The 25125-nt window shown below is 51.3% G+C and carries 30 protein-coding genes; 19 read left to right on the forward strand and 11 right to left on the reverse strand.

The genetic code is table 11. From position 1 onward, the window contains the following. Positions 1 to 14 precede the first annotated feature (14 nt). From rfbD to B0W44_RS14415, 9 genes are all read left to right on the forward strand, one after another. On the forward strand, positions 15 to 872 hold the full coding sequence (gene rfbD / locus B0W44_RS14375) for a dTDP-4-dehydrorhamnose reductase (RefSeq protein WP_077720625.1): 858 nt from the start codon (positions 15 to 17) through the stop codon (positions 870 to 872). Then, positions 865 to 1320, forward strand: a complete 456-nt coding sequence (locus B0W44_RS14380; RefSeq protein WP_077720626.1) for a dTDP-4-dehydrorhamnose 3,5-epimerase family protein — start codon at positions 865 to 867, stop codon at positions 1318 to 1320. Before rfbD ends, B0W44_RS14380 begins: the two co-directional genes overlap by 8 nt. 10 nt (positions 1321 to 1330) lie before the next feature. Further along, positions 1331 to 2275 (forward strand): glycosyltransferase, encoded by a 945-nt coding sequence (locus tag B0W44_RS14385; protein WP_169835598.1) that lies wholly within the window; start codon positions 1331 to 1333, stop codon positions 2273 to 2275. Further along, on the forward strand, positions 2272 to 3030 hold the full coding sequence (locus B0W44_RS14390; RefSeq protein WP_169835599.1) for a glycosyltransferase family 2 protein: 759 nt from the start codon (positions 2272 to 2274) through the stop codon (positions 3028 to 3030). Before B0W44_RS14385 ends, B0W44_RS14390 begins: the two co-directional genes overlap by 4 nt. Before the next feature lie 194 nt (positions 3031 to 3224). Beyond that, positions 3225 to 3728 (forward strand): sulfotransferase family 2 domain-containing protein, encoded by a 504-nt coding sequence (locus B0W44_RS14395; protein ID WP_169835600.1) that lies wholly within the window; start codon positions 3225 to 3227, stop codon positions 3726 to 3728. Next, complete coding sequence (locus B0W44_RS14400) at positions 3725 to 3955, forward strand: hypothetical protein (protein ID WP_169835601.1); 231 nt, start codon at positions 3725 to 3727, stop codon at positions 3953 to 3955. The genes B0W44_RS14395 and B0W44_RS14400 overlap by 4 nt, the downstream gene beginning before the upstream one ends. 66 nt (positions 3956 to 4021) lie before the next feature. Beyond that, entirely contained in the window at positions 4022 to 5014 is a 993-nt protein-coding gene (locus B0W44_RS14405) for a CgeB family protein (protein ID WP_077720631.1), read from the forward strand. 70 nt (positions 5015 to 5084) lie between these two features. After that, complete coding sequence (gene cysC, locus B0W44_RS14410) at positions 5085 to 5621, forward strand: adenylyl-sulfate kinase (RefSeq protein WP_077720632.1); 537 nt, start codon at positions 5085 to 5087, stop codon at positions 5619 to 5621. A gap of 20 nt (positions 5622 to 5641) precedes the next feature. Beyond that, positions 5642 to 7039: an alkaline phosphatase family protein gene (locus B0W44_RS14415; RefSeq protein ID WP_077720633.1), complete on the forward strand. Its 1398-nt coding sequence runs from the start codon at positions 5642 to 5644 to the stop codon at positions 7037 to 7039. Between the two features lie 41 nt (positions 7040 to 7080). On the opposite strand, the gene B0W44_RS14420 is transcribed toward B0W44_RS14415, so the two are convergent. Next, positions 7081 to 8421: a sulfatase family protein gene (locus B0W44_RS14420; RefSeq protein ID WP_169835602.1), complete on the reverse strand. Its 1341-nt coding sequence runs from the start codon at positions 8419 to 8421 to the stop codon at positions 7081 to 7083. Between the two features lie 229 nt (positions 8422 to 8650). Here B0W44_RS14420 and B0W44_RS14425 point away from each other — a divergent pair, with 229 nt between their 5' ends. Beyond that, positions 8651 to 9634, forward strand: a complete 984-nt coding sequence (locus B0W44_RS14425) for a CgeB family protein (RefSeq protein WP_169835603.1) — start codon at positions 8651 to 8653, stop codon at positions 9632 to 9634. 20 nt (positions 9635 to 9654) lie between these two features. After that, positions 9655 to 10989 (forward strand): glycosyltransferase family 2 protein, encoded by a 1335-nt coding sequence (locus tag B0W44_RS14430; protein WP_077720636.1) that lies wholly within the window; start codon positions 9655 to 9657, stop codon positions 10987 to 10989. A gap of 42 nt (positions 10990 to 11031) precedes the next feature. Here B0W44_RS14430 and B0W44_RS14435 read toward each other — a convergent pair whose 3' ends face one another. The 3 genes from B0W44_RS14435 to B0W44_RS14445 form a co-directional block, all read right to left on the reverse strand. Next, positions 11032 to 11226: a hypothetical protein gene (locus B0W44_RS14435; RefSeq protein WP_077720637.1), complete on the reverse strand. Its 195-nt coding sequence runs from the start codon at positions 11224 to 11226 to the stop codon at positions 11032 to 11034. 12 nt (positions 11227 to 11238) lie between these two features. Next, positions 11239 to 11451, reverse strand: coding sequence for a DUF2642 domain-containing protein (locus B0W44_RS14440; protein WP_077720638.1), 213 nt, complete (start codon positions 11449 to 11451; stop codon positions 11239 to 11241). Positions 11452 to 11573: 122 nt separating this feature from the next. After that, a complete protein-coding gene (locus tag B0W44_RS14445; protein WP_077720639.1) occupies positions 11574 to 12962 on the reverse strand; it encodes a glycosyltransferase family 4 protein in 1389 nt (462 codons plus the stop codon). 166 nt (positions 12963 to 13128) lie between these two features. Between B0W44_RS14445 and B0W44_RS14450 the strand changes: the two genes are divergently transcribed. After that, positions 13129 to 14394: a nucleotide sugar dehydrogenase gene (locus tag B0W44_RS14450; RefSeq protein ID WP_077720640.1), complete on the forward strand. Its 1266-nt coding sequence runs from the start codon at positions 13129 to 13131 to the stop codon at positions 14392 to 14394. A 12-nt stretch (positions 14395 to 14406) separates the two neighbouring features. Continuing rightward, on the forward strand, positions 14407 to 15393 hold the full coding sequence (locus B0W44_RS14455; RefSeq protein WP_077720641.1) for an NAD-dependent epimerase/dehydratase family protein: 987 nt from the start codon (positions 14407 to 14409) through the stop codon (positions 15391 to 15393). Positions 15394 to 15477: 84 nt separating this feature from the next. Here B0W44_RS14455 and B0W44_RS14460 read toward each other — a convergent pair whose 3' ends face one another. The 7 genes from B0W44_RS14460 to B0W44_RS14485 all read right to left on the reverse strand — a co-directional run bounded on the left by B0W44_RS14460 (position 15478) and on the right by B0W44_RS14485 (position 19561). Then, a complete protein-coding gene (locus B0W44_RS14460) occupies positions 15478 to 15666 on the reverse strand; it encodes a hypothetical protein (RefSeq protein ID WP_169835604.1) in 189 nt (62 codons plus the stop codon). Between the two features lie 106 nt (positions 15667 to 15772). Continuing rightward, positions 15773 to 16603 (reverse strand): S8 family peptidase, encoded by an 831-nt coding sequence (locus tag B0W44_RS14465; protein ID WP_077720643.1) that lies wholly within the window; start codon positions 16601 to 16603, stop codon positions 15773 to 15775. A gap of 93 nt (positions 16604 to 16696) precedes the next feature. After that, positions 16697 to 17269 carry a hypothetical protein gene (locus B0W44_RS14470; protein ID WP_077720644.1) on the reverse strand — a complete coding sequence of 191 codons (573 nt, stop codon included), beginning with the start codon at positions 17267 to 17269 and terminating at the stop codon, positions 16697 to 16699. A gap of 87 nt (positions 17270 to 17356) precedes the next feature. Beyond that, complete coding sequence (locus tag B0W44_RS18255; RefSeq protein WP_169835605.1) at positions 17357 to 17509, reverse strand: hypothetical protein; 153 nt, start codon at positions 17507 to 17509, stop codon at positions 17357 to 17359. Between the two features lie 84 nt (positions 17510 to 17593). Beyond that, on the reverse strand, positions 17594 to 17839 hold the full coding sequence (locus B0W44_RS14475; RefSeq protein WP_077720645.1) for a hypothetical protein: 246 nt from the start codon (positions 17837 to 17839) through the stop codon (positions 17594 to 17596). 68 nt (positions 17840 to 17907) lie between these two features. Next, positions 17908 to 18195 carry a hypothetical protein gene (locus tag B0W44_RS14480; protein WP_077720646.1) on the reverse strand — a complete coding sequence of 96 codons (288 nt, stop codon included), beginning with the start codon at positions 18193 to 18195 and terminating at the stop codon, positions 17908 to 17910. Between the two features lie 154 nt (positions 18196 to 18349). Next, positions 18350 to 19561 (reverse strand): glycosyltransferase family 4 protein, encoded by a 1212-nt coding sequence (locus B0W44_RS14485; RefSeq protein ID WP_077720647.1) that lies wholly within the window; start codon positions 19559 to 19561, stop codon positions 18350 to 18352. Positions 19562 to 19728: 167 nt separating this feature from the next. On the opposite strand from B0W44_RS14485, the gene B0W44_RS14490 reads away from it, so the two are divergent. From B0W44_RS14490 to B0W44_RS14510, 6 genes are all read left to right on the forward strand, one after another. After that, on the forward strand, positions 19729 to 20448 hold the full coding sequence (locus B0W44_RS14490) for a sulfotransferase family 2 domain-containing protein (protein ID WP_077720648.1): 720 nt from the start codon (positions 19729 to 19731) through the stop codon (positions 20446 to 20448). Between the two features lie 64 nt (positions 20449 to 20512). Then, positions 20513 to 21298, forward strand: coding sequence for an N-acetylmuramoyl-L-alanine amidase (locus B0W44_RS14495; RefSeq protein ID WP_077720649.1), 786 nt, complete (start codon positions 20513 to 20515; stop codon positions 21296 to 21298). A 79-nt stretch (positions 21299 to 21377) separates the two neighbouring features. Then, the gene (gene sat / locus B0W44_RS14500) at positions 21378 to 22541 is read left to right on the forward strand and encodes a sulfate adenylyltransferase (protein ID WP_149027126.1); all 1164 of its coding nucleotides are present in this window, start codon (positions 21378 to 21380) and stop codon (positions 22539 to 22541) included. Positions 22542 to 22665: 124 nt separating this feature from the next. Beyond that, on the forward strand, positions 22666 to 22839 hold the full coding sequence (locus B0W44_RS18260; RefSeq protein ID WP_169835606.1) for a hypothetical protein: 174 nt from the start codon (positions 22666 to 22668) through the stop codon (positions 22837 to 22839). 144 nt (positions 22840 to 22983) lie between these two features. After that, positions 22984 to 23634: a PAQR family membrane homeostasis protein TrhA gene (trhA, locus tag B0W44_RS14505; protein ID WP_077720651.1), complete on the forward strand. Its 651-nt coding sequence runs from the start codon at positions 22984 to 22986 to the stop codon at positions 23632 to 23634. Positions 23635 to 23730: 96 nt separating this feature from the next. After that, positions 23731 to 25023 (forward strand): S8 family peptidase, encoded by a 1293-nt coding sequence (locus B0W44_RS14510; RefSeq protein WP_169835607.1) that lies wholly within the window; start codon positions 23731 to 23733, stop codon positions 25021 to 25023. Positions 25024 to 25125 lie beyond the last annotated feature (102 nt).

The raw sequence follows: 25125 nt of genomic DNA on the forward strand, positions 1-25125 counted from the left end.
GGAAGGGGAGGGTTATGAAAATTTTCGTAAACGGCGCCGCAGGACAGCTTGGACAGGAAGTATTGAGCCGCTTCAGTCCGTCTGACGACGTGCGCGGCTTCTCCCGGGATGAGTGGGACGTGACGGACGGGGAACGGACGCGAGACTTGTTACAGTGTGAACGGCCCGACGTCGTGATCCACTGTGCGGCCTACACGCACGTTGACCGAGCGGAAGACGAACCTATCGTCGCTTACCGCGTCAATGCCTACGGTGCCCGAAACGTCGCCGCGTCTTGCCGTGAGATAGGCGCCGTGATGGTGTATGTGAGCACCGATTACGTTTTCGGCGGTGAGCGGAAGGGGGGCGGATATGACGAATGGGACCAACCTGCTCCACTCAACGTCTACGGACGTTCGAAGGAAGCAGGAGAACAGCTTGTGCGCCAGTTTTGTCCCGAACATTTCATTTTGCGCACGTCATGGCTGTACGGCGTTCACGGTCACAATTTTTTTAAAGCGATCGTCGACAAGGGACGCACTGTGTCCCGCATTCCCGTCGTCAACGATCAGACCGGTTCCCCGACGTACGCCGGACATTTAGTGTCGACAATAAAGGAATTGATCGCAACGCGGTGTTACGGCACGTTTCACACGGCGAACAGCGGGGCGTGCACGTGGTACCAGTTTGCCAAAGAGATTGCGAGACAGATGTTACTAAAAGCGCAGATTGTACCGACTACGTCGTCACAATTCGGACAAAAGGCGCGACGACCCCGTTATTCGGTGCTCAGTTCCGTCAGTCTTCCGGCACAAAACGTAGCGCCTTTGCCTCACTGGCGGGAAGGCGTCAGGGAGATGAGCAAACAGTGGAAGGAGGATACACGTGATTGACGGTGTCCGTCACAAACAACTGGTAAAGCATTGTGATGACCGCGGATACTTTGCCGAACTGGTGCGGGACGACGAAGGACTCTTGGAGCGGTTTGGGCAGATGTCCGTTTCGATGTCCTACCCCGGCGTCATCAAGGCGTTTCACTACCACAAAAAACAGGATGACATCTGGTTTTTTCCTTCGGGAAACGCACAGGTCGTGTTGGTCGACATGCGGGAGGACAGTCGTACATTTAAAGAAACGAATGTGTTTTACATGGGCGAGGAAAATCCGAGCGTGTTGTTGATCCCCCGGGGAGTGGCCCACGGGTACCGCGTCCTCGGCAACGAACCGCTGACCATCGTCTACTTAACCACCCAGTCTTACTCCCCGGACGCACCGGATGAATACCGCATTCCGTGGAACGACCCGGAGATTAATTTCAACTGGCAAACTGAACACCGCTGAGGGACAGAGGATGCGCGTCGTTAGAATCACTGATCCGGGGAACACTCTCGCCCGCTGGGTCCCTGCGTGGGAGAATGACAGGACGTCTCTGCAACTTACGGTGGAGTGTATGGCGTTTCCCGTCATCCGTCAGTCGGAGTGGTTAGACCACGTTCGCCGCTATGTGGAGTGCCATCCAGACACACTGATCCAGTACGAAGGAAAAAGCACGTGGTGGTTAACCGGCTTGGGAAACAGACACGCTGTCATACACGTCCTGCAACACTTGACGGCTGTGCCGAAAAAGACCACCTTTCCTTACACTGTCGTCCCGAGTTACTACGCCCGGGAAAGGCTGCGCAAAAAAGGCTACCGCGCCTTCACGATTTTTCCGGCAGTAGAAGGGAAGACCCTCCCTCAACCAAACGGCGCCAGGCGAAGGACGCTCACCCTTCTTCTGTATCAAGGAGCGACGACGAAGCGTCTCCTCCGCGCCGTTTCATCCCTGTCCCAAAAGGATTTAGACGTTGAGTGGGTGTTAATCGGCGACAAAAGTGAACGCGTGAAAAAGGTGATGCGATTCCTCCCACAAAACAAACAGCCGATTCGCATCCGTACCGTCGAAGCGGGGGACTTAAGTGCGTGGCAAGGGGGAGACGTGTTGGTCACCGACCAACATCCAGTGTACTCTCTCAACGCCTTGCACCTCCGGGCAATGGCGAACGGCATACCAGTGATGACAACGGATGTCGGCGATCACCCCGAAGTGGTGAAACATTGGCACAACGGCTTTTTACTCGAACTGCCCCGTTTACAAGACGACTTGTCCCACTATGTGCAGCACATCTTACGCCAACCGGCACTCCTCGGCCAACTGCGCATAAACGGCCGCTCACTGTGCGAAACGTTTCACGCGAAAGGCCACATTTTACCCAAATGGCAGAGATTGTACGAGTTAGTGGGGCGGCACACATGACGAAAAAACCGTTCGTGAGCATCGTGACGCTAACCCACAACGAGTGGCCGTACACGCAGCTGTGTTTGGCAAACATTCGCAAACATACACATGTACCGCACGAAGTGATTGTCGTCGACAACGGATCGACGGACGGCACGGTGGCTCGCTTACGTGACAGTGAGCCGCGATCCCCTTGGCTTCGCGTTGTGGAAAACAAGGCCAACCGCGGCTTCCCAGCGGGGATGAACCGGGGGATGGAACGGGCCCGCGGCGATTACATCGTCCTGTTAAACAACGATACCGTTCCCTCCTTCCGCTGGCTGGACAATCCGCTACATTTGTTTCAAGAAAAACGGAGAGCGGGGATCGTCGGCCCCGTCTCCAACCGCGTCATTCGACAGCAAAAAGTGAAGACGCGCTGTCGCAGTGTGACAGACATCCACCGCTTCTCTCGCCGCTACAACCGCTTAAACCCGGCGAAATGGAAGAAGACGAAGCTGTTGTCCGGCTTTTGCATGATCTTTCCGCGTCAATTGATGGAAGATATCGGCGAACTCGATGAGCGCTTCGGGGCGGGGACGTACGAAGACGACGATTACTGCCTGAGAGCCCAAATGGCCGGATACACGTGCTGGATCGCCGGTGACACGTATGTGCACCATTTCGGCAACCGGAGCTTCAAACGGAGAGGGAGGAGGGAGTTTCGCAAAATCTTGCGCCAGAACCGCCAGTACTACATGTATAAGTGGGGAAAAAAACCGGTGAACGGCTAAGTCTCCCCTGAAGTCCGACGAGGGACCCGGTCCACTTGAACGAGTGGGCCGGGTTTTTTTACCGTTTCTCCATTCTCGCACATTGCAGTCGTCATTTCCGTGATAGTGGTAGATAACTAGCACTGACTGATAGATTGCGCATAAACTGGTAGAAAGCTGAGATGATCCATCTCATCATATGTGGGGGTTTTGAGATGCATAAGAGAATCGTCGTATTTTTGCATATACCGAAAACTGGCGGCGTGACGATGCGACGCCTCCTGGACCGGCAGTATTCGAAACAACGGGTGTTCCGCTATCCAGCGGAGAAGCCGATGCAAGCGTTAGGTCAACTGACCTCTGCCGAACGCCAAAACATCCGCTGCGTGTACGGACACTTTCGCTACGGTGTGCACAGGCACTTTCACCGCCGGGCTGTGTACATCACGATGGTAAGAGACCCGTTGGATCGCATTGTATCCATGTACTACTTCATCCGTTCCCGGCCACAAAACAAACTGCACCATCTAGCGAAACGGATGAGCTTCTCCCAGTTCGTCACCTCCCGGGACCCTCGTATTCGAGCAGCACTCAACAACCACCAAACGCGCATGATCTCCGGCAAACGGCATCCTGATTTAAAAAAGGCGATTGAAAACATAAAGAGAGATTTTGTCGTAGTCGGCATCACCGACATGTACCCGAATCAGTGTTTATGATGAGCCAATTACTCGGCTGGAAAGACGCCCACTATACGAGAGAAAACGTGACTCAAAACCGCCCGAAACATCCCCGCGTCCCCGATCACATCGTGCGCATCATCAGACAAAACAACACCCTGGACTACCGGCTGTACCGTTTCGCCAAAAACCGTCTGCAACAACAAATCCAGCACTTGACGCCAAAACAAAAACGTGATCTCTCACGGTTTAAAAAACGGCACTAGTCTATTCCACTGTTTCGGTAACGGACGCATATGATAAAGTAAACGCGTGAATCAGGAGGTCACAACGTGCACGCGCTCGTCGTCGTTTCGGGGGTCAAACGCCCCTTTGCACCGATTGACTTATCCATCGTCCGGGCGCTGAAGCAGTTAGGCGTCACGGTGACACCCTTATCTCCCGGACGTGAGCTGAATGACCGTTTGCTGTCCGTCGCCGCCCACGAGAAGCCCGATTTTGTTTTAGTCCACATGGGGTGGCGGTTGACGAAAGGGAACCTCACACGTCTTCAGCAAGTCAACATCCCCAAAATGGTCTGGTTTACCGACGATCCTTACTACATGGACTGGTCAAAAACGGTAGGGAAGCACTTTGACCTCGTGTTCACAAATGAATCCCGCTCTGTTTCCGTCTACAGAGAGAACAGGTGTCCACGCGTTTTTCACCTTCCCCTAGGTGTGGACACCACTGTTTTTTTTCCGCGGCCGTCGGTTCCTCGACATTTTCAAAGTGACATTCTCGTTCTCGGCACCGCTTTTCAAAACAGAGTCGCATTTTTAAAACAGTTGCTTCCCCGCTTGCCTCAAGCCCGTGTGCGTCTCGTCGGCCCGGGGTGGGAAAAACTGAAGCACATCAAAAAACGTCACGTCACCGTCCATCCAAAGTGGGTATCGCCGAAAGCAGCCAACGGTTATTACAACGGAGCCAGTATCGTGCTCAACTTAGAACGTTCTCCCTGGGACGAGTATTTGCGACTCAACCGGGGGAATGTACGCGCCGACACCCCGAACAACCGCACGTTTGAAGTGGCCGCGTGCTCCGCATTCCAACTGTCAGAGGAGCGGGCCGACTACCCTTCACTGTACCCGAACCACGCCAAAGGAGTGACGTTCCGCACGCCCGGCGAATGTCTCAAGCGCATTCGCTACTACTTGCCGCGTGAAAAAGAGCGCCGTCAGATCGCGAACGACATGTACGAGTGTACGATCGAAACCCATCAGTATCAGCACCGCTTACAGCAGTTAATCGACACTTTTAACGAGAATCTTAGTCTGATAGGCTAGGGACGTTCCCCGGAACTCTTAAACGCCATACATTGACTCTATAAAAAATAGCAAAAAGGAGATTCCTCTTTTGACACAACAAGGCGTGACACTGTGGTTTACTGGGTTGTCCGGAGCCGGCAAAACGACGATTTGCCGCCGTTTGCTAACTGAATTAAAAAAACGAAACGTGAAAGTGGAATTGCTGGACGGCGACGTCGTCCGTCAACAGTTGACGAAAGATTTAGGTTTCAGCCGCCGCGACCGGTTAACTAATATTGAGCGGGTGGCCTTTGTCGCCGACCTACTGTGTAAACACGGCGTCATCGTCCTCGCCGCATTCATCTCACCGTACCGGGAAATGCGGGACTACGCGCGGCAGGCGATCACCTCGTTCCGCGAAGTTTACGTCAAGTGTCCCCTTGAAACGTGTGTGAAGCGGGACGTCAAGGGATTGTACCGCAAAGCGATCAAAGGGGAAATCAAGAAATTTACGGGGATTAGCGACCCGTACGAACCGCCGCTCAGCCCGGACCTCGTGTTGGATACAGAACGGGAAACAGTGGAGGAAAGCGTACGGAAAGTGATGCGCTTTTTGGAGGAACAACAGTTTATTCCCAAAAATTGAAGGGAGGGGAGGGATTCGCGATGGGGAAAAAAGTGATGGTCATCGGATTGGACTGTGCCGCTCCCCCGCTCATCTTTAAAAAATGGCTGAACGATCTGCCGAACATCAAACGGTTAGTCGAGACGGGCGTGCACGGGAAACTGCGCAGTTCTGACCCGCCGATTACCGTCCCGGCGTGGGCGACACTCGTAACGGGCCAGGACCCAGGACAATTAGGATTTTACGGCTTTCGCAACCGCACCGAATACGACTATTCGAGCATGTCCATCGTCGACAGCCGGTCGCTCACAGCTGACACCATCTGGGACATCCTCGGAAAGAAAGGCTACCAATCCATCGTCATCGGCGTTCCCCCGTCGTTTCCGCCCAAGCCGCTCAACGGTTGCTCTGTTTCTTGCTTTTTGACACCTGGCACCGACGTTTCGTACACGTATCCGGCAAATTTAGCGGAAGAAGTAGAGCAAGTGATCGGAAACTATCAATTTGACGTGGAAAATTTCCGCAGTGCTGCACCGGACGACATATTAAAACAGATCTACGACATGACTGAAAAACGGTTTAAACTGGCGTCGCACCTCATCCGAACGAAAGACTGGGACTTTTTTATGATGGTGGAGATGGGAGTCGACCGCATCCACCACGCGTTCTGGCACCACATGGACGAAAAACATGTGTTGTACGAACCCAATTCGCCGTACCGACTTGCGATATACGACTACTACACCTTTGTGGACCGGAAAGTCGGCCAGCTCCTCGAACAGGTGAAAGACGACTGCCTCGTCCTCGTCGTCTCCGACCACGGCGCCAAGCGAATGGATGGCGGCTTTTGCCTGAACGAGTGGTTAATCCGGGAAGGACTCTTGACGTTAAAACAGCCAGTTGACCGCATCACGCCGCTTACACCGGACATGGTCAACTGGCAAAAGACGAGAGCGTGGGGGTACGGCGGCTATTACGGACGCATCCATTTAAACGTCAAAGGGCGAGAACCGTCTGGGGTCATTCCGAAACACCGTTACGAACACGTGCGCAACCGACTGATCAAAAAGTTGACCGCGCTCAAAGACGAACGCGGAACACCACTGGGCACGAAGGCGTATAAACCCGAACAGCTGTACCGCAAAACGCGAAACATCCCGCCGGATCTGTTGGTGTACTTCGGCCGTTTGTTCTGGCGTTCCATCGGTTCCGTTGGACATCGTAAACTGTACGTTTACGAGAACGATTCGGGACCGGACGGCGCCAATCACGACTACCACGGCATCTTCATCGCCTCCCGCCTCAACTCCCACAAAAAAGTGGCAGGCGCGGGACGTACCGTCGAAAGACTTCGGCTGTTGGACGTCACACCGTCCCTCCTCCGCTACTTTGGCATCGAGCCCCCCAGATCTATGCAGGGAAAAAGCATCCCGCTGTAAAACGACATCCCTCCCGCTTCTCAAGCGGGAGGGATGTTGCGTTAATAGCCGAGGTCGCTGAGCCGCTTTTTCACTTTTTCTTCTTCGGCGACAGTGAGGGGGTGAAGCTTCGTCTTTTGCCCTTTGGACAGCGGATCAACCGCTTTGTACTTAGAGCGCAGCTGCTTCACGGATTGTTCTAGCAGCCGGTTCAACCGGGAAACGACTTGTTGGCGTTTGGCGGCGACGTTGTGCTGTTCGTCAGCATCCCGTTCCAAGTGGTACAACTCAAATTTGGGATTGCCGTAGACGTCTTGTTCCAGCGACTTAATCAACTTCCACTTCGGGGTGCGAATCGAGCGCTTTAACTGCCAGTTGGCCTCGCATGACGTGACAAACGGACGAATGTGCGCCAATTTCCCCCGAATGAGCGGCACGAGGGATTTCCCGTCGAGTTGGCGGGGAGGAGCGTACTGGATTCCGGCCACGTGTAAGACCGTGGGCAAAATGTCAGCGTGTTGGCACAACCCGTCGACGCGCTTGTTTTCCGGCAAAACGCCAGGTGCGACCATGATGAACGGAACGTGAACGGTTGCATCGTACAAACCGTGGTGGTCGAAGTAAATGTGGTGTTCGCCCAAACTTTCGCCGTGATCTCCCACGAGCACGATCAGCGTGTTGTCTAAGAGGTTGAGTTCTTTCAGTTGCTCGAGCAATTGTCCGATGTGGTAGTCCAAGTAACTGATTTCCCCGTCGTACAAGCCGCGCACGTACTCCGGATTGTTCACCCCTTTGGACCATTTCTGAAACCAACTGTACAACGGTTCCCGCATCACGGTTTTGAGATCGCGGCCGCTGACCTGGGCTTTAATGTTGTGCGTGTAGCGGCGGTTCCACGGTTGCGGCGGGATGTAAGGGAAGTGGGGGTCCCAGTAGTGCAAAAACAGAAAAAATTTCTCCTGGCGGTGCTGTTTCAGCCATTGAAAGGCCAAGCGGTTGACGTCTTCGGCTGTGGCGAGAAAGTGGATCTTCCGTTTTTCTCCGGGATCTAAGTAGTCGTCGTAGCCGCGTTTGAACCAGTTGTTCACGGTTCCGGTACAGCGGTGATTGTTGTCCACAGCTGCCGTCCTGTACCCGTTTCGTTTCAAAATCTGGCTCATCGTCGTGAGCTTTGGGCTGATTTTTTGCGGTTTCATATTGACGACTCCGTGGGCAACCGGATTCCGGCCGGTCAACATCGTCACAAAGGAGCTCTGGGTGACGTTATTTTCGGCTATCATCGAGCGGAACAAGACACCGCGTTTGGCTAACTGGTCGATATGTGGAGTCGTGTTCTTGTGGTAGCCGTAACACCCGAGGTGATCGGCGCGCAACGTGTCCAACGCCAAAAATACGATATTCAAACAATCCACCTGCCTATCAACATTTCATTCTGTTTCTCTCTCATCATATGCCGCGGTACTAGGGATGTGTCAGTAGTCACATGATGGTTTTTGTCTGCCTATGAACTCTCATAAAACAGAAGGAATAAGATAGGATAGGATAGGATAACGCCAATCTGCAAGAATTGGGAGGATCACTGTGCGCCTTTTTTACATCTCATCCGGTTGCGGTTTTTCATTCAGTCCAACGATGACAGATGAAGATTACAACATCATTCGCGCTTTCCGCCAGTTGGAAAAGGAGAGAAAAGGATTTAAACTAGAAGTCTTTTTGTTAAAGAAGGACTCGTCAAGCACGTTGTTGAAACGCATCAAAGCATTTCGCCCCGATGCCGTTCTCGTCTTCAAAGGATTTCGTTTCCCGCACCGTTACGTGACCGCCATTCGCAAAATGGGGTACCGCATCGGAGTATGGTTAGTGGACGATCCGTACCGGCTGAAAACCCACTACCAACTGGTCCAACCTTACGCGTTTGTCATCACGCAAGAAGCGAGTTGCGTCATGTTTTACCGCCAAATGGGAAAAACGTGTTTTCACATCCCCTTGGCTGTCAACACACAGAAGTACACCCCGAACCCTCACGTGCCGTCTAAGTACCACTCGGACATATGTTTTGTTGGAAGCGGCTTTCCCGTGCGGATTAAAATGTTTGACAAGTTGGCACCGTATTTAAAATACCGCCGCTTTTTCATCATCGGACAGTGGTGGAACCGGCTGAAACACTACCCTGTTCTCAAACGCGGAATCATCAACCAACCGATCCCGCCGTCAGAAGTGACCAAGTACTACAACGGAGCTAAAATCGTGCTCAACATTCACCGCACAGCGAACGACAGACTGGAAAACTTTAAAAACCTCCCCGCGCTTACACCGAACAACCGCACCTTTGAAATCGCCGCTTGCGGGGCATTTCAGTTGGCGTCGTACCGTCCCCACTTGAGAAGGTACTACAAAAAGGACGAACTTGTGGCCTTCAGCGGGTGGAAAGAGTTAGAGCGTAAAATAGACTACTACTTAAAACATCCGCATGAGAGAAGGGAGATCAGCGAACGGGCTTACGAACGAACGCTGTCCCACCACACGTACGAAGCCAGACTCACCAAGCTCATCGAAACGTTAAATGAATACATTTGGAAAGAAAACGGTAAAACCGGCATCCGACAGCCGGTGTAGGTGAAGGAGGGGAGAAGCGAATGTTTTCCTTGTTGCTGCGCCACTCGGGATCCGTCAACGAGCTGTATCACACGTTCAGGACTTTGTGCTCCCCGTCCATCAAAAAGCGTTGGGAAAAAGCTTATGTCCTCGTCGACACCGCGTTCCAACACCACACTGAAAAAATCCTACCTGCACGTAAAGAAGACGTCGTGGTCAAACCGGTTCCCAAAAAAGAGTGGCCACACGCCTTGAACACTTTTTTAACCGCGATAAACGAGCCGTGGGTCTGTACGTGTGACACGACTTGCGGGAGAGATGCGCTGTCGGGGTTACTAGACCTTGTGCAAGCCGTCCAAACATTTCCTGATTCCGTCGGTTTCCGATTAGAAGGGCGTCTCGGTTCCCGCGGCCCTCATCTTTTTTGTTGGAACAGGGCGTTTATGATCAAGCGAGGAGGGTGGCCGCTGAGGAGTGAATGGCCGTTCACCGATGAAGCAGACCGCTACGTGTGGGCCGCGCTCCCCGAATCGAACAAAACGTCCATTGTCGTGAACAAACGGCCTGTCACCCCGAACCGCTCTTTTTGGTACAAGCAAAAAGAGCGGTGGGTCGACTACTTTTTAACATTTTTAGAAAACAGAAGAGCGATTAACGTGACAGGAGGGGGAAAAGACCCGCTCGTTTCCGTCATCATATCCGCTTACAACGAAGAGGCACACATCCCGTGGTCGATTGCGTCTGTCTTGTACCAAACGATGCCACACTTTGAGCTTATCATCGTCAACGACGGATCAACGGACGAGACCGTCAAAGTGATTCAGAGATATAATGACCCGAGAATTAAACTCGTCTCCCATTCCACGAACCGGGGGAAAGTGCACTGTTTAAACGAAGCGCTGGCAATGGCCCGCGGCAGTATTTTGTTTGAATTGGACGCGGACGATTGGTTGGGTCCTGAAGCGTTAGACTGGGCAGTAACGGAAATGAAGAAACAGCAGAAGGACGTGGCATTCCTCTACGGAGATCGCCTCTTTTGGAACGAAGACTCATACGGCCAACTGACCGTCCGCCACGAACAGCGCGGGAAACAAGTGTGGTCCCGGCGGCAGTATATGCGTGATTTGACCCCGATCGGCCCCCGGGTCTACAGGCGCGAAGCGCTGGACGCTGTCGGCGGTTGGCCAGTGGATGCGTTTTGCGACGGGCGATTGTACGAAGATGTGCGGATCGTGCTGCATTTGCTAAAAGATTTCCGCGTCGTTTACGCTCCAGGCTTACACTACCACGTCCGGATGCGAGCCAACAGCATCACCAACCGCCATAAGGACACATTTGAGAAATGGAAGAAGTGGATACAGGAACATGGCGACTAAAACGTATAAGCCCCGTGGAAACGGGGCGTTATCGAAACAGTCTTAAACGACGCGAACAAATGCGATGGCTTGTAAGAATACTGTGACTTTCACAGGTGGGTAGCCCGGCGCACTGCTCAAGTACATTTTCAGCCAGCGGCTGCTCACTTCGTATATTCTTCCTTCGTACAGACCGACAGACGTGGCGATCTGGACGTCGCGGTTGATTAATCTCCTTAACCGTCCTCTAAACGTCATCATCATCCCTCCTTATATCGGACTGATAGACACGATATTTTCATACGGCACGATTACTGTCGACATAGACGCTTCCACAAGTTCGATGTAGTCGAAGCCGATATACGACACAGTGCCCTGGACGGTCCCGAAGTTCGTCGTAATCTCGTACGACTGGTTCACTTGGGCATCCAGCTGCTGGCTCAAGTCAAGAGAGGTATCACTGTTGTTTAGAGTGTGATCCAATGTATGTTCTCTCCTTTCGTTTGGCAAAGTCATTTCTTTTTCTCATACTGTTTTATGCGAATAATATTCAAAGAGTGTCCCTTTGGTAGAAAATTAGATAGGAATCTAGCAGCTGGATCGGTCTACTTTTTAACATGCCTAGATCCCTTCCGTCCGTATTTCTGCAATAACTGTACAAATGCGGGATCCGGAATGCGGTAGTTTTCAGGTAGAGACTCGATGATGTTCCGCCACACTTTTGTGTCGACTCCTAGCTTGGTCAGATCTACTGTAAACGGAACCCCTTTGAATGGATCTTGCGTTTGCACACCACTTCCTCCTTTCGACAGGACGGTTTCGTAAACTTGTGTGATGCGCTTCAGCATGGCCTCCATATTCCACGCTTGTTCGCCCCAAATTCTTGCTTTTTGTGATAACCGTTGTCGCAGTGGTCTATCGGAAAGGAGACGATTCATCTGTTCAGCCAACGGCTTCGGATGGCCCGCCGGTGAAATGAGCCCTGTCTCCTCGTGTGACACCATTTCCGGAATCCCCCCTGCATCGGAAGTGACGACGGCTGTTCCTGCTACTTGTGCTTCCATGAGAGCGAACGGGTGATTGTCCATCAAACTCGGCAAAACGAAAATATCAGCTTGGCCGAGTATGGCGGGGACATCAAGGCGGTCTCCCAAAAATTGGACATCTTCGCCAAGGCCGTAAAGGCGGGAGTTGTGCTCCAACTGTCGGCGCAACGGGCCGTCGCCTAAGAAGAGGCACACCCAATCTTTTCTTTTTTTCTTCAATTCGTAGAGCGCCTGAATGAGTGTGTAATGCCCTTTCACACGGGTAAGGCGCGCAGAACAGACGATCACTTTTTTGTTTGCGGGAACAGAAATGTCCGTCGCTTCATTCACCTTCTGGCGAAATCCGTGCACGTCCATTCCGTACGGAATTGTCGTCACCCCTTCAGGCGGAATGAAAAAATCCCGGGCGAACAAGTTCTTCAGCCAATGGGTCGGCATAATCGCTCTGTCTGCAGAAAGGACGCCAACACGCTCTAGGTTTGCGTAGTACTCCCACAATTCCGGGCTCCGACGTCGGTCTAAGCCCGACTCCCGGGTGAAGCACCCGTGGACGGTGGCCACTAAGGGGACGTTTTTCGGTTTGATTCGGGCAAAGGCGCGAGTGGACACCACATCCTGGGTGTGGATGACATCGTACGATGTCAGGTCGAAAGAGAGGGCAGATAATTCATACTCATAGCGGTCTCTTTCGTATTTCATGACCCACGGATCGATGTACGGAAAATGACGACTGTAGGTGTCATTCAGTTTTAACGAGAAAAGGCGCGGCAGCTGAACTTGTAACACTTCGTGTCCTGTGCAGTCGACGTGGAAAACCTGACGGTTTCGTTGTGCGCACAGCCCGACTTCATGTCCTTGCCGTTCCAAACCCTGTTTGAGCTGGCGGATGTATGACGTTACACCGCTCGCGAGTGAATCGTTCCAAAATGTGGCGAGTAAAACTTTCAATCAATCCTGCACCCCCTTTCAACTATCATATGTGCACGCCTTAATCTCTGACAGGGGTACGTGTGCGAAAAACAAAACTTGAGAGAGACGTCTATGACAACAAAATCTGTTAAAGCATAGAATATCGTGTTACGAGATTTAAAGTTTACGAAAGAGGGGTTACAGCATGCACATCGCCGTCATCGGCCTCGGTTACGTCGGGCTGCCCCTGGCAAAGTTATTTTTGGATAAAGGTCACATTGTCACTGGTATTGATTTAGATGAAGACAAAATACGCCTTCTGTCCAACCGTCAGAGTTACTTAGTGGATTTAACCGACCAGGATATTGAACAGATGTTTACGACCAACCGTTTTGATGCTCACAGCACCTATGAAGCTGTCGGCCAAGCGAACGTCGTCATCTTATGTGTTCCTACACCGCTCAACCGTCACAGTGAACCAAACCTGAACTTTGTTCGAAATGCGATGCAATCTGCTTTGCCACATCTCAAAAAAGGGCAGTTGATCGTTCTGGAAAGCACAACTTATCCAGGGACGACGGAGGAGGAGCTGCTTCCGATGCTCGAATCCGCCGGATATACCGTAGGGAAAGACATCTCCCTCGCGTATTCCCCGGAAAGAATAGATCCGGGGCAAAAACAGGTGCCCCTCGAACAAATTCCGAAAGTTGTATCAGGGGTTACGACCACGTGTGCAGAATGCGCTCGAAAAGTCTATGAATCTGTCTTTGAGCATGTTGTCGTCGTTTCTTCGCCGAAGGCAGCAGAGATGACAAAAGTTTTAGAAAACTGCCAGCGCTATGTCAACATTTCCTTAATGAATGAACTCGTCATGTTGTGCGACAAAATGGGAATCGATTTGTGGGAAGTCATATCGGCAGCGAAAACGAAGCCGTACGGTTTCACGCCTTACTACCCAGGACCTGGGATCGGCGGGCACTGTATTCCAATCGACCCTATGTTTCTACTGTGGAAGGCCAAAAAATTCAACGTCGACTTGCAGTTTATCCGCATCGCCAGCGAAATTAACAACCGCATGCCGTCGTTCGTCGTGCACAAAGTGGCACAATCTTTAACCTCGATCGGCCTGTCTTTAGGGGAGAGCCGCATTTTCGTCGTCGGCCTCACTTACAAAAAGGATGTGAATGACCTGCGTGAATCACCTGCTCTCGCTGTCATGAACAAACTCCTCGCTTCCACAGCAGAAGTGAATTTTTACGATCCTTACATTCCGGAAGTTTCGTTAGGGGAGAGCAGTCTAAAGAGAACGGCGCTGACAGAGGAAAACCTCGAACGTCACGATTGCACCCTCATTTTGACCGATCACTCCTCCGTCCCGTACAAGTTGATTGCGGAACACGCACCGCTTGTCATCGATACGCGGCACGCGATGCGCCATTTGAAAGACATCGGAAATATCGTCTTCCTGTAAGAGGTGTTGTAAATGCAAAAAATCGTTGTAACGGGAGGAGCGGGCTTTATTGGCTCGCACTTAGTGGAACGACTCCTGTCGTTAGGGCATGAGGTGTGGACGGTGGACGATCTGTCCACGGGAAACCGCCGCTATTTACACCGTGTCATCGACCACGAGCGCCACACCTTCGTACACGGCTCAACCGATGATCGCAACCTTGTAAAACGCGTGATGACTGATTGTGATGTCGTTTACCACCTGGCCGCTGTCCTCGGTGTCAAAAACACCGTCGAGAACCCGCTAAAAGTGATCGAAGGGAACTTGGACGGAACGCGAAACGTGCTCGAAGAAGCATACGCCAGAAAAGCGAAAGTCATTCTCGCTTCGACATCAGAAGTTTACGGAAAGAACGACCGCCTTCCCTTCCACGAAGACAGCGACCGCGTGCTTGGCGCTCCGTCCGTTCACCGCTGGTGCTACGCGACGGCAAAAGCCATCGATGAGCACCTCGCTTTCGCTTATGCTGAACAAGGCTTGCCTGTCACCGTTGTACGCTATTTTAATGCATACGGACCGCGACAGACGGCATCAGCATACGGTGGCGTCATCTCCAAGTTCATACGTGCCGCTGTGGCGAACGAACCCTTAACGATACACGGGGACGGGGAACAGTCCAGATGTTTTACGTATATCGACGATACCGTCTCCGGGACCGTCGCCGCCATGCGGCGCACGGCTGACGGAATGGCGATCAACATCGGGTCAGATCAACCGATCACCATTCGCAACTTGGCAGAAAAGATCATTCATTTGGCTGATTCTACTTCCTCTGTTCGATACATCCCGTACGAACAAGTTTACGGACGGGGATTTGAAGATATGCGTACGCGCATTCCCGACCTCTCCCGCGCCAAAGCCGTTCTCAACTGGAACCCAAGGATCAACCTGCAAACGGGGTTGTTGAAGACCATCCACTGGTATCAACGGGTTTACACCGGAGAGGACAGGGACGGTTAGCCGCTTACAGAAAGGGGAGGGGGAACCTCCCATGACGAAAAAATGTTCCCTGCAGACTTTTTTGCCCGCAGGGAACACGTACGTTCAGTCTTTTGGACCCTCTTCATTAAGGGAGTGGCCCTTTTTTACGTCACCCTGTGTTTTGTCCCTTTTCTCGTGTACGTTTCTTGTATGTTCTCGTTTTTTCTTAGGCCCTTTTGCAAGTCGTTGAAGCTTTTTTCTCAAAACCTGCCTTTTCCTTTTTCTTCTGTTTTTTTTCTCCACTTGTTTCACCTCGCTCCACAAAAAATGAGGACAAATGAAGAGGCGACTCTATATAAAGTGTATACACGGAAAAGGAAAATGACTGGGTGGATGAAGAGGGGAAAGTGCGGATATTTTAAGGCCGTTGAACGAGCCCGGCGCCCGTGAACCAATCGACTCCCCGTGGAGGGAGGTCAATCGCGTGGCGACAGAGGACTTGTATCACTTGCTGAGGAGTCGCGTGAGGATAAGCCTGCTTGACAATAGCCGCAATTCCTGAAACGTGGGGAGCGGCCATCGAGGTTCCGCTTAACACGGCATAACGCTCATTCGGATAAGTGCTTTTAATGTTGACCCCGGGCGCGGAAATGGCGAGGGAAGGTCCGGTGGAAGAAAAGGGAGCGCGTCGGTTGTGACAGTCAACAGCCGCCACGGCGACGGTACCGGGAATGCGCGCAGGCAGTTGCACGTTGTTTCCAACGCCTGACGGCCGGCCACTGTTTCCTGCTGCAGCTACAACTAAGACACCGCTCCATATCGCCTGTTGTACGACTTTTCTTAAGATTGGAGGCGTGCTCATCCCGAGACTAATGCTAATGTTAAGGATATCCATCTTGTTGACGATCCCCCACTCGATGCCCTTGACTAAGGTCATGAGCGTGCCTTCACCGTAACGGTTTTGGACTTTTATCGCGTAAAGTGAAACAGCGGGGGCTACCCCGACACATCCTGCACTGTTGTGTCTTGCTCCGATGATTCCCGCTACGTGCGTTCCGTGTCCAAAATCGTCAAGGGGTAAAAGAGACGGCTGAATGACGTTGACCCCACCCTCAATGTTGACTTTTAAATCGGGATGGTAGAGATCGATACCCGTATCAATAACCCCCACTTTCACACCTGTTCCGCTATCGCTCTGCGGCTGCCCTCTCAACACTCGAGCGATGTTCCAGTTGAGTGACGCGCCCATTCGTCATTCACCTCATACGGCATTCTATGAACGGCAAAGTAGAAACGACTGGACACTGACGCACAAATAAGCGGGTATCTAAAAAAATACGAGCTAAACCACATTCGAGCTGTTGAGAAGTTGTCGCGCCTCTGGCGTCAACTGAACAGGGGCTTGAATGACCACATTTCGTTCCCCTCTCACGACACTTTTTCGTGCAATATTTTCAATGATGGAGGAGTAGGGAAGATTCCCACCCGATGCACTGGCTTCGTTTTCTGCACTGTCGTAATCGTAGTAGACATCGTCCACGATTAAAACAGGCATTTGGATCACGATGTTTCCCGTTCCTTCGATCGGACCGACTGCCGCCATATTCGTTATTGAAAAAGAGCGCATCTGTTCCGCTTTCAGTCGGCTGAAATCAAAAGTATCTACGATAAAGATGGGAATTTGAATGACAATATTTCCGAAACCCCTGATACGCTGAACGGTGGCATTGTTCATCACGGACAGCGCATCGATTCGACCGTCTCCGTCAACGACTGCCGCGCTGTCACCGGCCAGTTTAATGGGGGTTTGTACGACAATGCGGGAGTCTGCTCTGATCGGCTGGGCGACGGCTTCGTTCATAACGACAGCAGAGAAGGTATCCTTTTCGCGGCTGTCCTCGGTGGTTTGGTCCATCTACATCTTCCTCCTGTCACTCAATTTCATTTGGCACACATCGTTTAAAAAAATAAGGGCTGAGAATAGCCCTTAAAGATACGAACATTACCCGTTGTCTTTGCTTTGGTCGTTCACGCTGTCGCTGATGATCGCCTGCTGTGAGGAGGTCGGCAGAGGGGAAGAGCTACCGCTGCCGCCTAATGTGTCGAGCAAGTTGCCGAGTACACCGACCAGTCCGTTCAGAAAATTGATCAACACGTCATTCAACTCCTTCCTAAAGAGTGAAAGGTTTAGGGCATGGGAGTTGAGTAGACGAATCTCCTATGCCCTATCACAAAGAGGTTAAATAACCGTCGTCGAAACGTTGTCGCTGTCGTTAATGTTTTGTGCGTTCGCGCCGATCTGGATCGGAACTTGAACGTTGATGTTCAAAAGGCCGCTAGTCGTTCCGGTGTCCGCTTCGTTTCTTACGACCGCTACATTTCCTTCTTCCTCAAAATCTAATAGACGTCGGCGGCGTTCTTCGCGCTCCCTATCCCGGCGACGGCGGCGCTGTTCGCGGAGGCGGCGTTTTTGAGCTGCTGTCATACCGATCTCTACTCCTTTCCGAAGATGTATTGGCTATCAAGATACTTCGGTTCATCAGGAGAGGGAGTTCAGCCTTCTTTTGTCGGCCCTTGTTTTTCTTGCGCGTTAATCTGATCAATCATTTGTTGTCTTCGCGCCGCTGTGATGCGCGGCCCGGCGATCGCTCCTATTATATTAAAAACGGGCGATAGTGATTGAGCGATTTGTTGGGGCAGACCTGATAGACTCTTTTCCAGGGGCTCTTTCGCGCTGCCCTCTTTCATCCCCCTGATCAGGGCGCTTTGCAATTCAGCTTTAATCGCTTGTTCCAGCTTTTTGGAAAGGTCATCCAACTCTTTCAATTGGTTTTGATTCACGACCGTCCCCCTCCTTTCTCCTCATGATTGACAGCTATTCTTGATAGCTTGGTATACTATATTACCTGCCAAAAAAGTTTGTGCTACGATCTTCCCAATATAGTTATTTCTCTAAGCCCGTTTTTCATAGATAGCTCCCTATCAGCTACTATCCTTAATGTGTCTGACATTTCAGAGCGAGAGTGTACAGGTCTACGGTCTGTTCCAACATCCGGCTCGACGGCCACTGCCGCAGGGCCCACGAGCGGCTGTTTTTGCCCAGTGTCACGCGCCATCCCGGGTCCTCGAGGAGGGTTGTCAGGTGTTCGGCTAACTGATCGCTCTTACCTTTTGGAAATACTAATCCTGTTTTCCGGTGGGTCACCATTTCTGGAATCCCTCCAGCATCGGAGACGACGACCGGTTTGCCGGCCAGCTGGGCTTCCATGACAGCAAAAGGTTGATTGTCCTGAAGACTGGGGAGCACCACCACATCCGCCTGTTTCAAAATGGACGGGACATCGCGGCGATTCCCCACAAAAAATACTCGACCTTCTAAACCCAATCGTCGGCTTAAGCTTTCCAGTTTTCTGCGGATGGGACCGTCTCCCAACAGAAGACAGATCCAGTCCGTTCTCCTGCGCTTGAGTTGGGCAAGGGCTGAAAGCAAGACCGTATGGCCCTTGACAGGGTCGAGTCGAGCGGGGCAAACGATCAGTGTTTTGTTACCCGGCATCTTGAGTTTCGCCGTTTGGCTCATGTGCTTCTCAAAATCGTCAATGTCTATACCGTACGGGATCACTTCCATTTTGTGTGCGGGTATATCGAACCGTTCCGACAACAACGCCCTTAGCCAGTGCGTCGGCACAATCGTGACATCAGCCTCTCGAATCCCACGAGATTCCTGTTCTCGCTGGTAGTGCCACCCCATGTCGCTTTCCGTAAACACACCCATTAGATAAAGCTCATCGGTATAGGAACCGTGGACAGTCGTGACAAGAGGAATCGATTTTGGTTTCACGCGGGAAAAGGCAATGGTGGAAATCACATCTTGACAATGAATGATATCGTACTCTTCCAAATCAAGATAAGAAGCCGCCAGCTCAAAAGTGTAGCGGTCGGTTTCTTGTACTTTGATCCTGGAAGGCGTTTCCGGTGCTTGTTCACGTAAAAATCGGGTCACCACTTGGGCAACGAACGGTCGCATACTCTGTTTTGACAGTATCGGAACAGCGTTCACGGTATAACGGCCTTTCACGCCTTTTTCTTGGCCAAAGGTATCCACTGTATGGCCCAATCTTTCCAATCCATTTTTTAAATGAGTCAGGTAAGACGCGATTCCTCCGGTCACCGGCATATGCCAGAACGTCGTTAATAGAATCTTCATCTTTTCAGTTCCTTTCTTTAAACCCTTTCACGATATAGAATGATCCTTTTTCTCCGTTTGCAACCGTTATTCGTCGAGTAGAGATTAGAGGAATGCCAGCGTTGCAACTCGTGCTTTTCAACATAATGTACAAGTGTAGGGAAATCTCGTTTTGGGGTTGATGATAGATGATCCTCATTTACACCCATATCCCAAAAACTGGCGGAAATACGTTTGCCAGCGTTCTTTACAGTCAGTACCACTATCAGAAGGAAGTTTGCAGTGTATACCTCCGAGAATCTCTTCCGCCAAAAGTAGATTTTGGAAAAATAAAATTAATTGTCGGACACCTTCAATTCGGCCTGCACAAAGACATCCCCAGACCGTGCCAATACATCACGATGTTGCGAGATCCAGTGGACCGGGTCGTATCCCATTACTATTTCAATCTCAAATTCCACAATAAAAAACCCCAAGATTCACCTTTCGACCAATTCGTCAAAAAACATACGAACGTGCAAACTCGCTGGGTGGCAGGGGAAGACCGCGCTGACGTTCAACTGGCCAAGAAGCATATAGAAAAGCACTTTATCGCTGTCGGCATCACAGAGCGGTTTAACGAGTCTCTCTATTTAATGAAGCAAAAACTCGGATGGGGAGACATTACGTATAAACAGTACAACGTGAACCGGAAACGTCCGAAAACAGACGCGATCTCGCCCGAAATGATTGATTTGATCAAGGAACACAATGCGTTGGACATTGAGTTGTACAACTGGGTGAGGCGTCAAGTGGAACACGAGATACAACATCTCGACACTAAATCCCGCGAAGAGTTGAAACAGATTAAAGACCGTTTGTGCAAAGGGGCTTCTCCCGACTACGCCAACCCGTACGATTTTGTCTAACCTGTCCCACACCACACGCCGTGTTTGGCATATTACTCGATAACTCAGAAAAAGGAGAGGTAACATGGCAAAGGTTGTCATCGATCCCGGTCACGGCGGTTCAGACGCAGGTGCTGTCAACGGCAGTTACCGGGAAAAAGACTTTAATTTGTCCATCGCTCTAAAAGTGAGGGAGTATTTGCGCAGTCGCTACGATGTCAATGTGTTCATGACCCGGACGACAGATAAAACAGTCAGTTTGCGACAGCGCACGGACTACGCCAATTCCCAAAATGCCGATTACTTCTGTTCCATCCACATAAACGCCGGAGGTGGAACTGGATGGGAAAGTTTCATTTACAACGGGTCGGTGTCTAACCGGACTGTTCAAGCCCAAAATGTCATCCACCGGAAGGTCATGGACGTTCTTTCATCCAAGTACGATGTGCGTGACAGGGGCAAAAAACGGGCAAACTTTCACGTGTTGCGGGAGACGCGCATGTCCGCCATCCTGTTAGAAAACCTGTTTATCGATACGACGCGAGATTTAAATTTACTCAAAAACGACACTTTTATTACCGATCTCGCCCACGCCATTGGAGAAGGCATTGCCGACGCGATGTCGTTGAATCCAAAACAGTCGACCTTGTATAAGGTCATCGCTGGCTCGTTTCAAAGTCAGGCCAACGCCCGAGCCCGCGCTCGATTGTTGGAATCGAACGGGATGGATGCTGTCGTTGTGAAGGCAAACGTGTCAGGAAAAACGTGGTACCGGGTTCAGGCAGGGGCCTTTCGCAAACGGTCGAACGCCGAGGCCCGCCTCAATAAAATAAAAAAATTAGGCATCGATGCGTTCATTTTAGAAACGTAAGAGTTTAACACATTTGTGGGCGTCTGAATAGGTTATGTGCAGCAAACTTCACCTTTGAGGAGGAGGAGAAGTGGCCCAGATTCCCCCACACGGCGGACAACTTGTCAACAGAATTGCAACGGCCTCAAACAAAGAAAAACTGTTAAGGGAAAGTGTAGACTGGAAAAAAATCGAGATCGACCTGTGGACGTACGCCGATTTGGAGTGTATGGCCGTCGGCGCTTTTTCGCCGCTGAGAGGCTTTTTAAACAAATCGGATTACGATTCCGTCGTAAATGACATGCGCTTGTCTTCAGGTGAAGTGTGGACAATACCGATTACGTTAGGAGTAGCCGAGGACCTTAAGCATCGTGTACAATTGGGAGAAAAGGTGTGTTTGTGTTACAAAGGAAAGACAGTCGCCGTGATGGACATAACCGACTGTTACCGCCCTGACAAACAACGTGAGGCAAAGTGCGTGTACGGCACAACGGACCATCACCACCCCGGTGTCAAAAGGTTGTTTTCCCAACCGGACACGTACATCGGCGGCCCGATTACGTTGATTGAACGGATGCCTACGCTGTTTCCCGATTACAACTTGACGCCGCATGAGACGCGTGTCTTGTTTCGCACGCGGGGATGGGACCGGGTCGTCGGGTTCCAAACCCGCAATCCGATTCACCGCGCTCACGAGTACATTCAGAAAACGGCCCTCGAAACAGTGGACGGCCTGTTCATCCAGCCTCTCGTCGGTGAAACGAAACCGGGGGACATTCCGGCAACGGTGCGAATGAAGAGCTATCAAGTCTTGCTCCACCACTACTACCCATCGGACCGAACCGCCCTCGGAGTGTATCCGGCAGCCATGCGGTACGCCGGGCCGCGTGAAGCCGTCTTACACGCCTTAGTCCGAAAAAACTACGGGTGTACGCACTTTATCGTCGGCCGGGACCACGCCGGTGTGGGCGACTACTATGGCACTTACGATTCACAGCACATCTTTCGTCAGTTTGAGGATCACGACCTTGGCATCCAACCGATGTTTTTTGAACACAGTTTTTACTGCACCAAATGTGCCGGTATGGCCTCCCTGAAGACGTGTCCCCATCGCGATGAAGACCGCGTCATCCTTTCAGGAACGAAGGTGCGGGAAATGTTGAAGTCCGGGAAAACGCCACCGACAGAGTTCAGCCGTCGAGAAGTGATCGAGGTTTTGATGGAAGGCTACCGACAAGAGAAAGGTTCTGGCACATGCTGCTAGCGGCAGGCTGCATTCCTGTTGGGACAGAGGGTGGCTTAAGGCTACTCCTGTCTCGCATGTTCATCTCGTTGCCGCAAGAAGAAAAACTGTACTGCCCAGTGTGGATTATGAGGAGGGATGTCTAGTGAACATTGCAGACAACTTACAGCACCTTGAAACTCATTACATAAACATCTGGATAAAAAAGTGGGAACAACAGCTAGCTGAGATCGATTCTGAACCGTTACGCAAACAGTTACAAGAGAATATTGACAAAGCAAAACGAGAAATCAAAAAAAGAGAGGAGGGTGGGGAGTAGTCAATCAAGCCCGTCACGACATCCTGCTTACTGTCGTTCCCGGGGAGACAAGCCCCCGCCATATCAATTGACTGCCTCCAACGGACCAAAATGTGATAGGCTGACATTAACTTTAAATTTTAAACAGGGCGGAGTGGTCGCAACATGAAACGGTTGAAGATGAAAGAACCAGTGAACACGTGGACCCATTTTGTCACGTTTATCGCTGCCATTGTAGGGTTAGTGTTTCTCATTACATTGACGCGGGAAAACATGACCAAGCTTGTGACGATGACGATATACGGCGTGAGTATCATCGTGTTGTACGGTGCAAGTTCTCTGTACCATTGGATCAAAACGACACCGCGGAAAGAGTACATACTGAGGAAAATCGACCACGTCGCCATCTATGTGTTCATCGCGGGTTCGTACACACCCGTTTTTTACTACGGACTTGAGGGTTCCTGGCGATGGACGATGCTTTCAGCTGTCTGGGTGCTCGCTTTCGTTGGCATCGTCATCAAATTAGCTTTTGTTCAAACGCCGCGATTGATTTCAACGGCATTTTACGTCACACTGGGCTGGATCGCCGTCGTTCCGTTTGTTCAACTGGTTGACAACTTACCACTCGGAGCCATTGTATTGATGATGGCCGGCGGCATCGCCTATACGATAGGGGCGGTGATATACGCGACGAAAAGTTTTGACTTCTATCCCAACCGCTTTGGATTTCACGAAATATTCCACTTGTTTGTGATGGCCGGAAGCATCCTGCACTTTATCATGATGGTCGCTTTCATTGTGCCGTTGAGATAATAAATATTTAAATTTTACTTCATATTTTTAAAAATTTAAGATATAATGACAATAAAACAGATAAATTTTTTATCGCATGTTGAAGGAGGGAGCATCGTGAATCCATTGTTCAAAGGTTGGGAACAGAAGGCCGTGCAAGTGTTGGATCGCACGTTGGCGGATACGTTGCCAGGAGTAAAGAGCGAATCGACATTACCTGTTATAATCGAGATGACCCCAAACGCAAAAGAAGAGGAGCGGCAGGAGATCAAGCAACTCTGCCAACAGCGTAAACGAGACGAAATCGTAAACGAATTGAAGTACATCCCCATGGTTACTGCCACTATTTGTCAAGATACTTTGCGGGAAGCGGCCCACCACCCGGGCGTCAAGCGCATCTTCTACGATCAACAAGTGCGCGCCTACCTCGATGTGGCCGTTCCGACTGTCGCTGCGGACGAAGCGCACGCCCGGTGGGGGTTGACTGGCAAGGGCATCACGGTGGCAGTGCTCGATACGGGGATAGAGGCTCACGACGACCTCACCAAACCTGAAAACCGTCTCGCAGGTTTTAACGATTTAGTCGGAAACGAGACAGAATCTTACGATGACAACGGCCACGGAACGCACGTAGCGGGGATTATTGCCGGAAACGGCTATCGTTCTGACGGTAAATATGTCGGTAGTGCTCCCGAAGCCAATCTCGTCGGCGTGAAAGTGCTGGACAACCGAGGTTCTGGTCAAGTATCGACGATCATGAGGGGCATCGACTGGTGTATCCAGGAAAAAGAACAGTACAACATCCGCGTGATAAACCTGTCTTTAGGCGGACCGGCAACTGAACCTTACACGGATGATCCGTTGAGTCGAATGGTGGAGCAAGCGTGGCACAACGGTATCGTCGTGTGTGCGGCTGCGGGGAATGAAGGCCCTGAGCCGGGCACTATCGGCACGCCGGGATTCCACCCCTCCATTGTGACCGTCGGTGCTACGTACGATCAGAACACGGAGACGACTGAAGACGATAAAGAATCGGAATTCTCCAGCCGCGGTCCTACCGTCGACCACCTCAACAAGCCAGATGTGTTAGCCCCGGGGGAAAAGATCGTCTCACTTCTGGCAGAGAATTCACCGCTGAACAGAAGAATTGAAAGGGGAGACCTTTCTTCTCCGCTCGACGGATACGTGGAACTGTCCGGAACGTCGATGGCCACACCACTCTGTGCCGGCGTCGCCGCGTTGCTCATACAGCACAATGAATCGTTGTCACCTAACGATGTGAAGTCGATTCTCGTCAGTTCGTCTACACATCTGAAGGGCAGCCAGCCGGGCTACGTCAACGTCGTGAGTGCATTGAAACTGGCTGAAGTGTATTTAGAATACGGGTCGCACGATGTGTATTCAAGTTAGCTGTCATCGGTTCTTTCGATAACCCGTCTCGCCAAAGGGGAACCCTTCGGTTCCCCTTTCCCTGATCATTTCCAGCTAACCTGCGCTGTCTCACCCTATCTC

Source organism: Novibacillus thermophilus, from assembly GCF_002005165.1.
Taxonomy (GTDB): Bacteria; Bacillota; Bacilli; order Thermoactinomycetales; family Novibacillaceae; genus Novibacillus; species Novibacillus thermophilus.

Coding starts and splice junctions, on each gene's coding strand:
- rfbD (WP_077720625.1), top strand. CDS start 15: ATGAAAATTTTCGTAAACGGCGCCGCAGGACAGCTTGGACAGGAAGTA.
- B0W44_RS14435 (WP_077720637.1), bottom strand. CDS start 11,226: ATGACGTTTAGAGGACGGTTAAGGAGATTAATCAACCGCGACGTCCAG.
- B0W44_RS14475 (WP_077720645.1), bottom strand. CDS start 17,839: ATGACAGCAGCTCAAAAACGCCGCCTCCGCGAACAGCGCCGCCGTCGC.
- B0W44_RS14415 (WP_077720633.1), top strand. CDS start 5,642: ATGGGGAAAAAAGTGATGGTCATCGGATTGGACTGTGCCGCTCCCCCG.
- trhA (WP_077720651.1), top strand. CDS start 22,984: ATGAAACGGTTGAAGATGAAAGAACCAGTGAACACGTGGACCCATTTT.
- B0W44_RS14455 (WP_077720641.1), top strand. CDS start 14,407: ATGCAAAAAATCGTTGTAACGGGAGGAGCGGGCTTTATTGGCTCGCAC.
- B0W44_RS14390 (WP_169835599.1), top strand. CDS start 2,272: ATGACGAAAAAACCGTTCGTGAGCATCGTGACGCTAACCCACAACGAG.
- B0W44_RS14395 (WP_169835600.1), top strand. CDS start 3,225: ATGCATAAGAGAATCGTCGTATTTTTGCATATACCGAAAACTGGCGGC.
- B0W44_RS14385 (WP_169835598.1), top strand. CDS start 1,331: ATGCGCGTCGTTAGAATCACTGATCCGGGGAACACTCTCGCCCGCTGG.
- B0W44_RS14400 (WP_169835601.1), top strand. CDS start 3,725: ATGATGAGCCAATTACTCGGCTGGAAAGACGCCCACTATACGAGAGAA.
- B0W44_RS14450 (WP_077720640.1), top strand. CDS start 13,129: ATGCACATCGCCGTCATCGGCCTCGGTTACGTCGGGCTGCCCCTGGCA.
- B0W44_RS14425 (WP_169835603.1), top strand. CDS start 8,651: ATGACAGATGAAGATTACAACATCATTCGCGCTTTCCGCCAGTTGGAA.
- B0W44_RS14470 (WP_077720644.1), bottom strand. CDS start 17,269: ATGGACCAAACCACCGAGGACAGCCGCGAAAAGGATACCTTCTCTGCT.
- B0W44_RS14430 (WP_077720636.1), top strand. CDS start 9,655: ATGTTTTCCTTGTTGCTGCGCCACTCGGGATCCGTCAACGAGCTGTAT.
- B0W44_RS14490 (WP_077720648.1), top strand. CDS start 19,729: ATGATCCTCATTTACACCCATATCCCAAAAACTGGCGGAAATACGTTT.
- B0W44_RS14485 (WP_077720647.1), bottom strand. CDS start 19,561: ATGAAGATTCTATTAACGACGTTCTGGCATATGCCGGTGACCGGAGGA.
- B0W44_RS14495 (WP_077720649.1), top strand. CDS start 20,513: ATGGCAAAGGTTGTCATCGATCCCGGTCACGGCGGTTCAGACGCAGGT.
- B0W44_RS14465 (WP_077720643.1), bottom strand. CDS start 16,603: ATGGGCGCGTCACTCAACTGGAACATCGCTCGAGTGTTGAGAGGGCAG.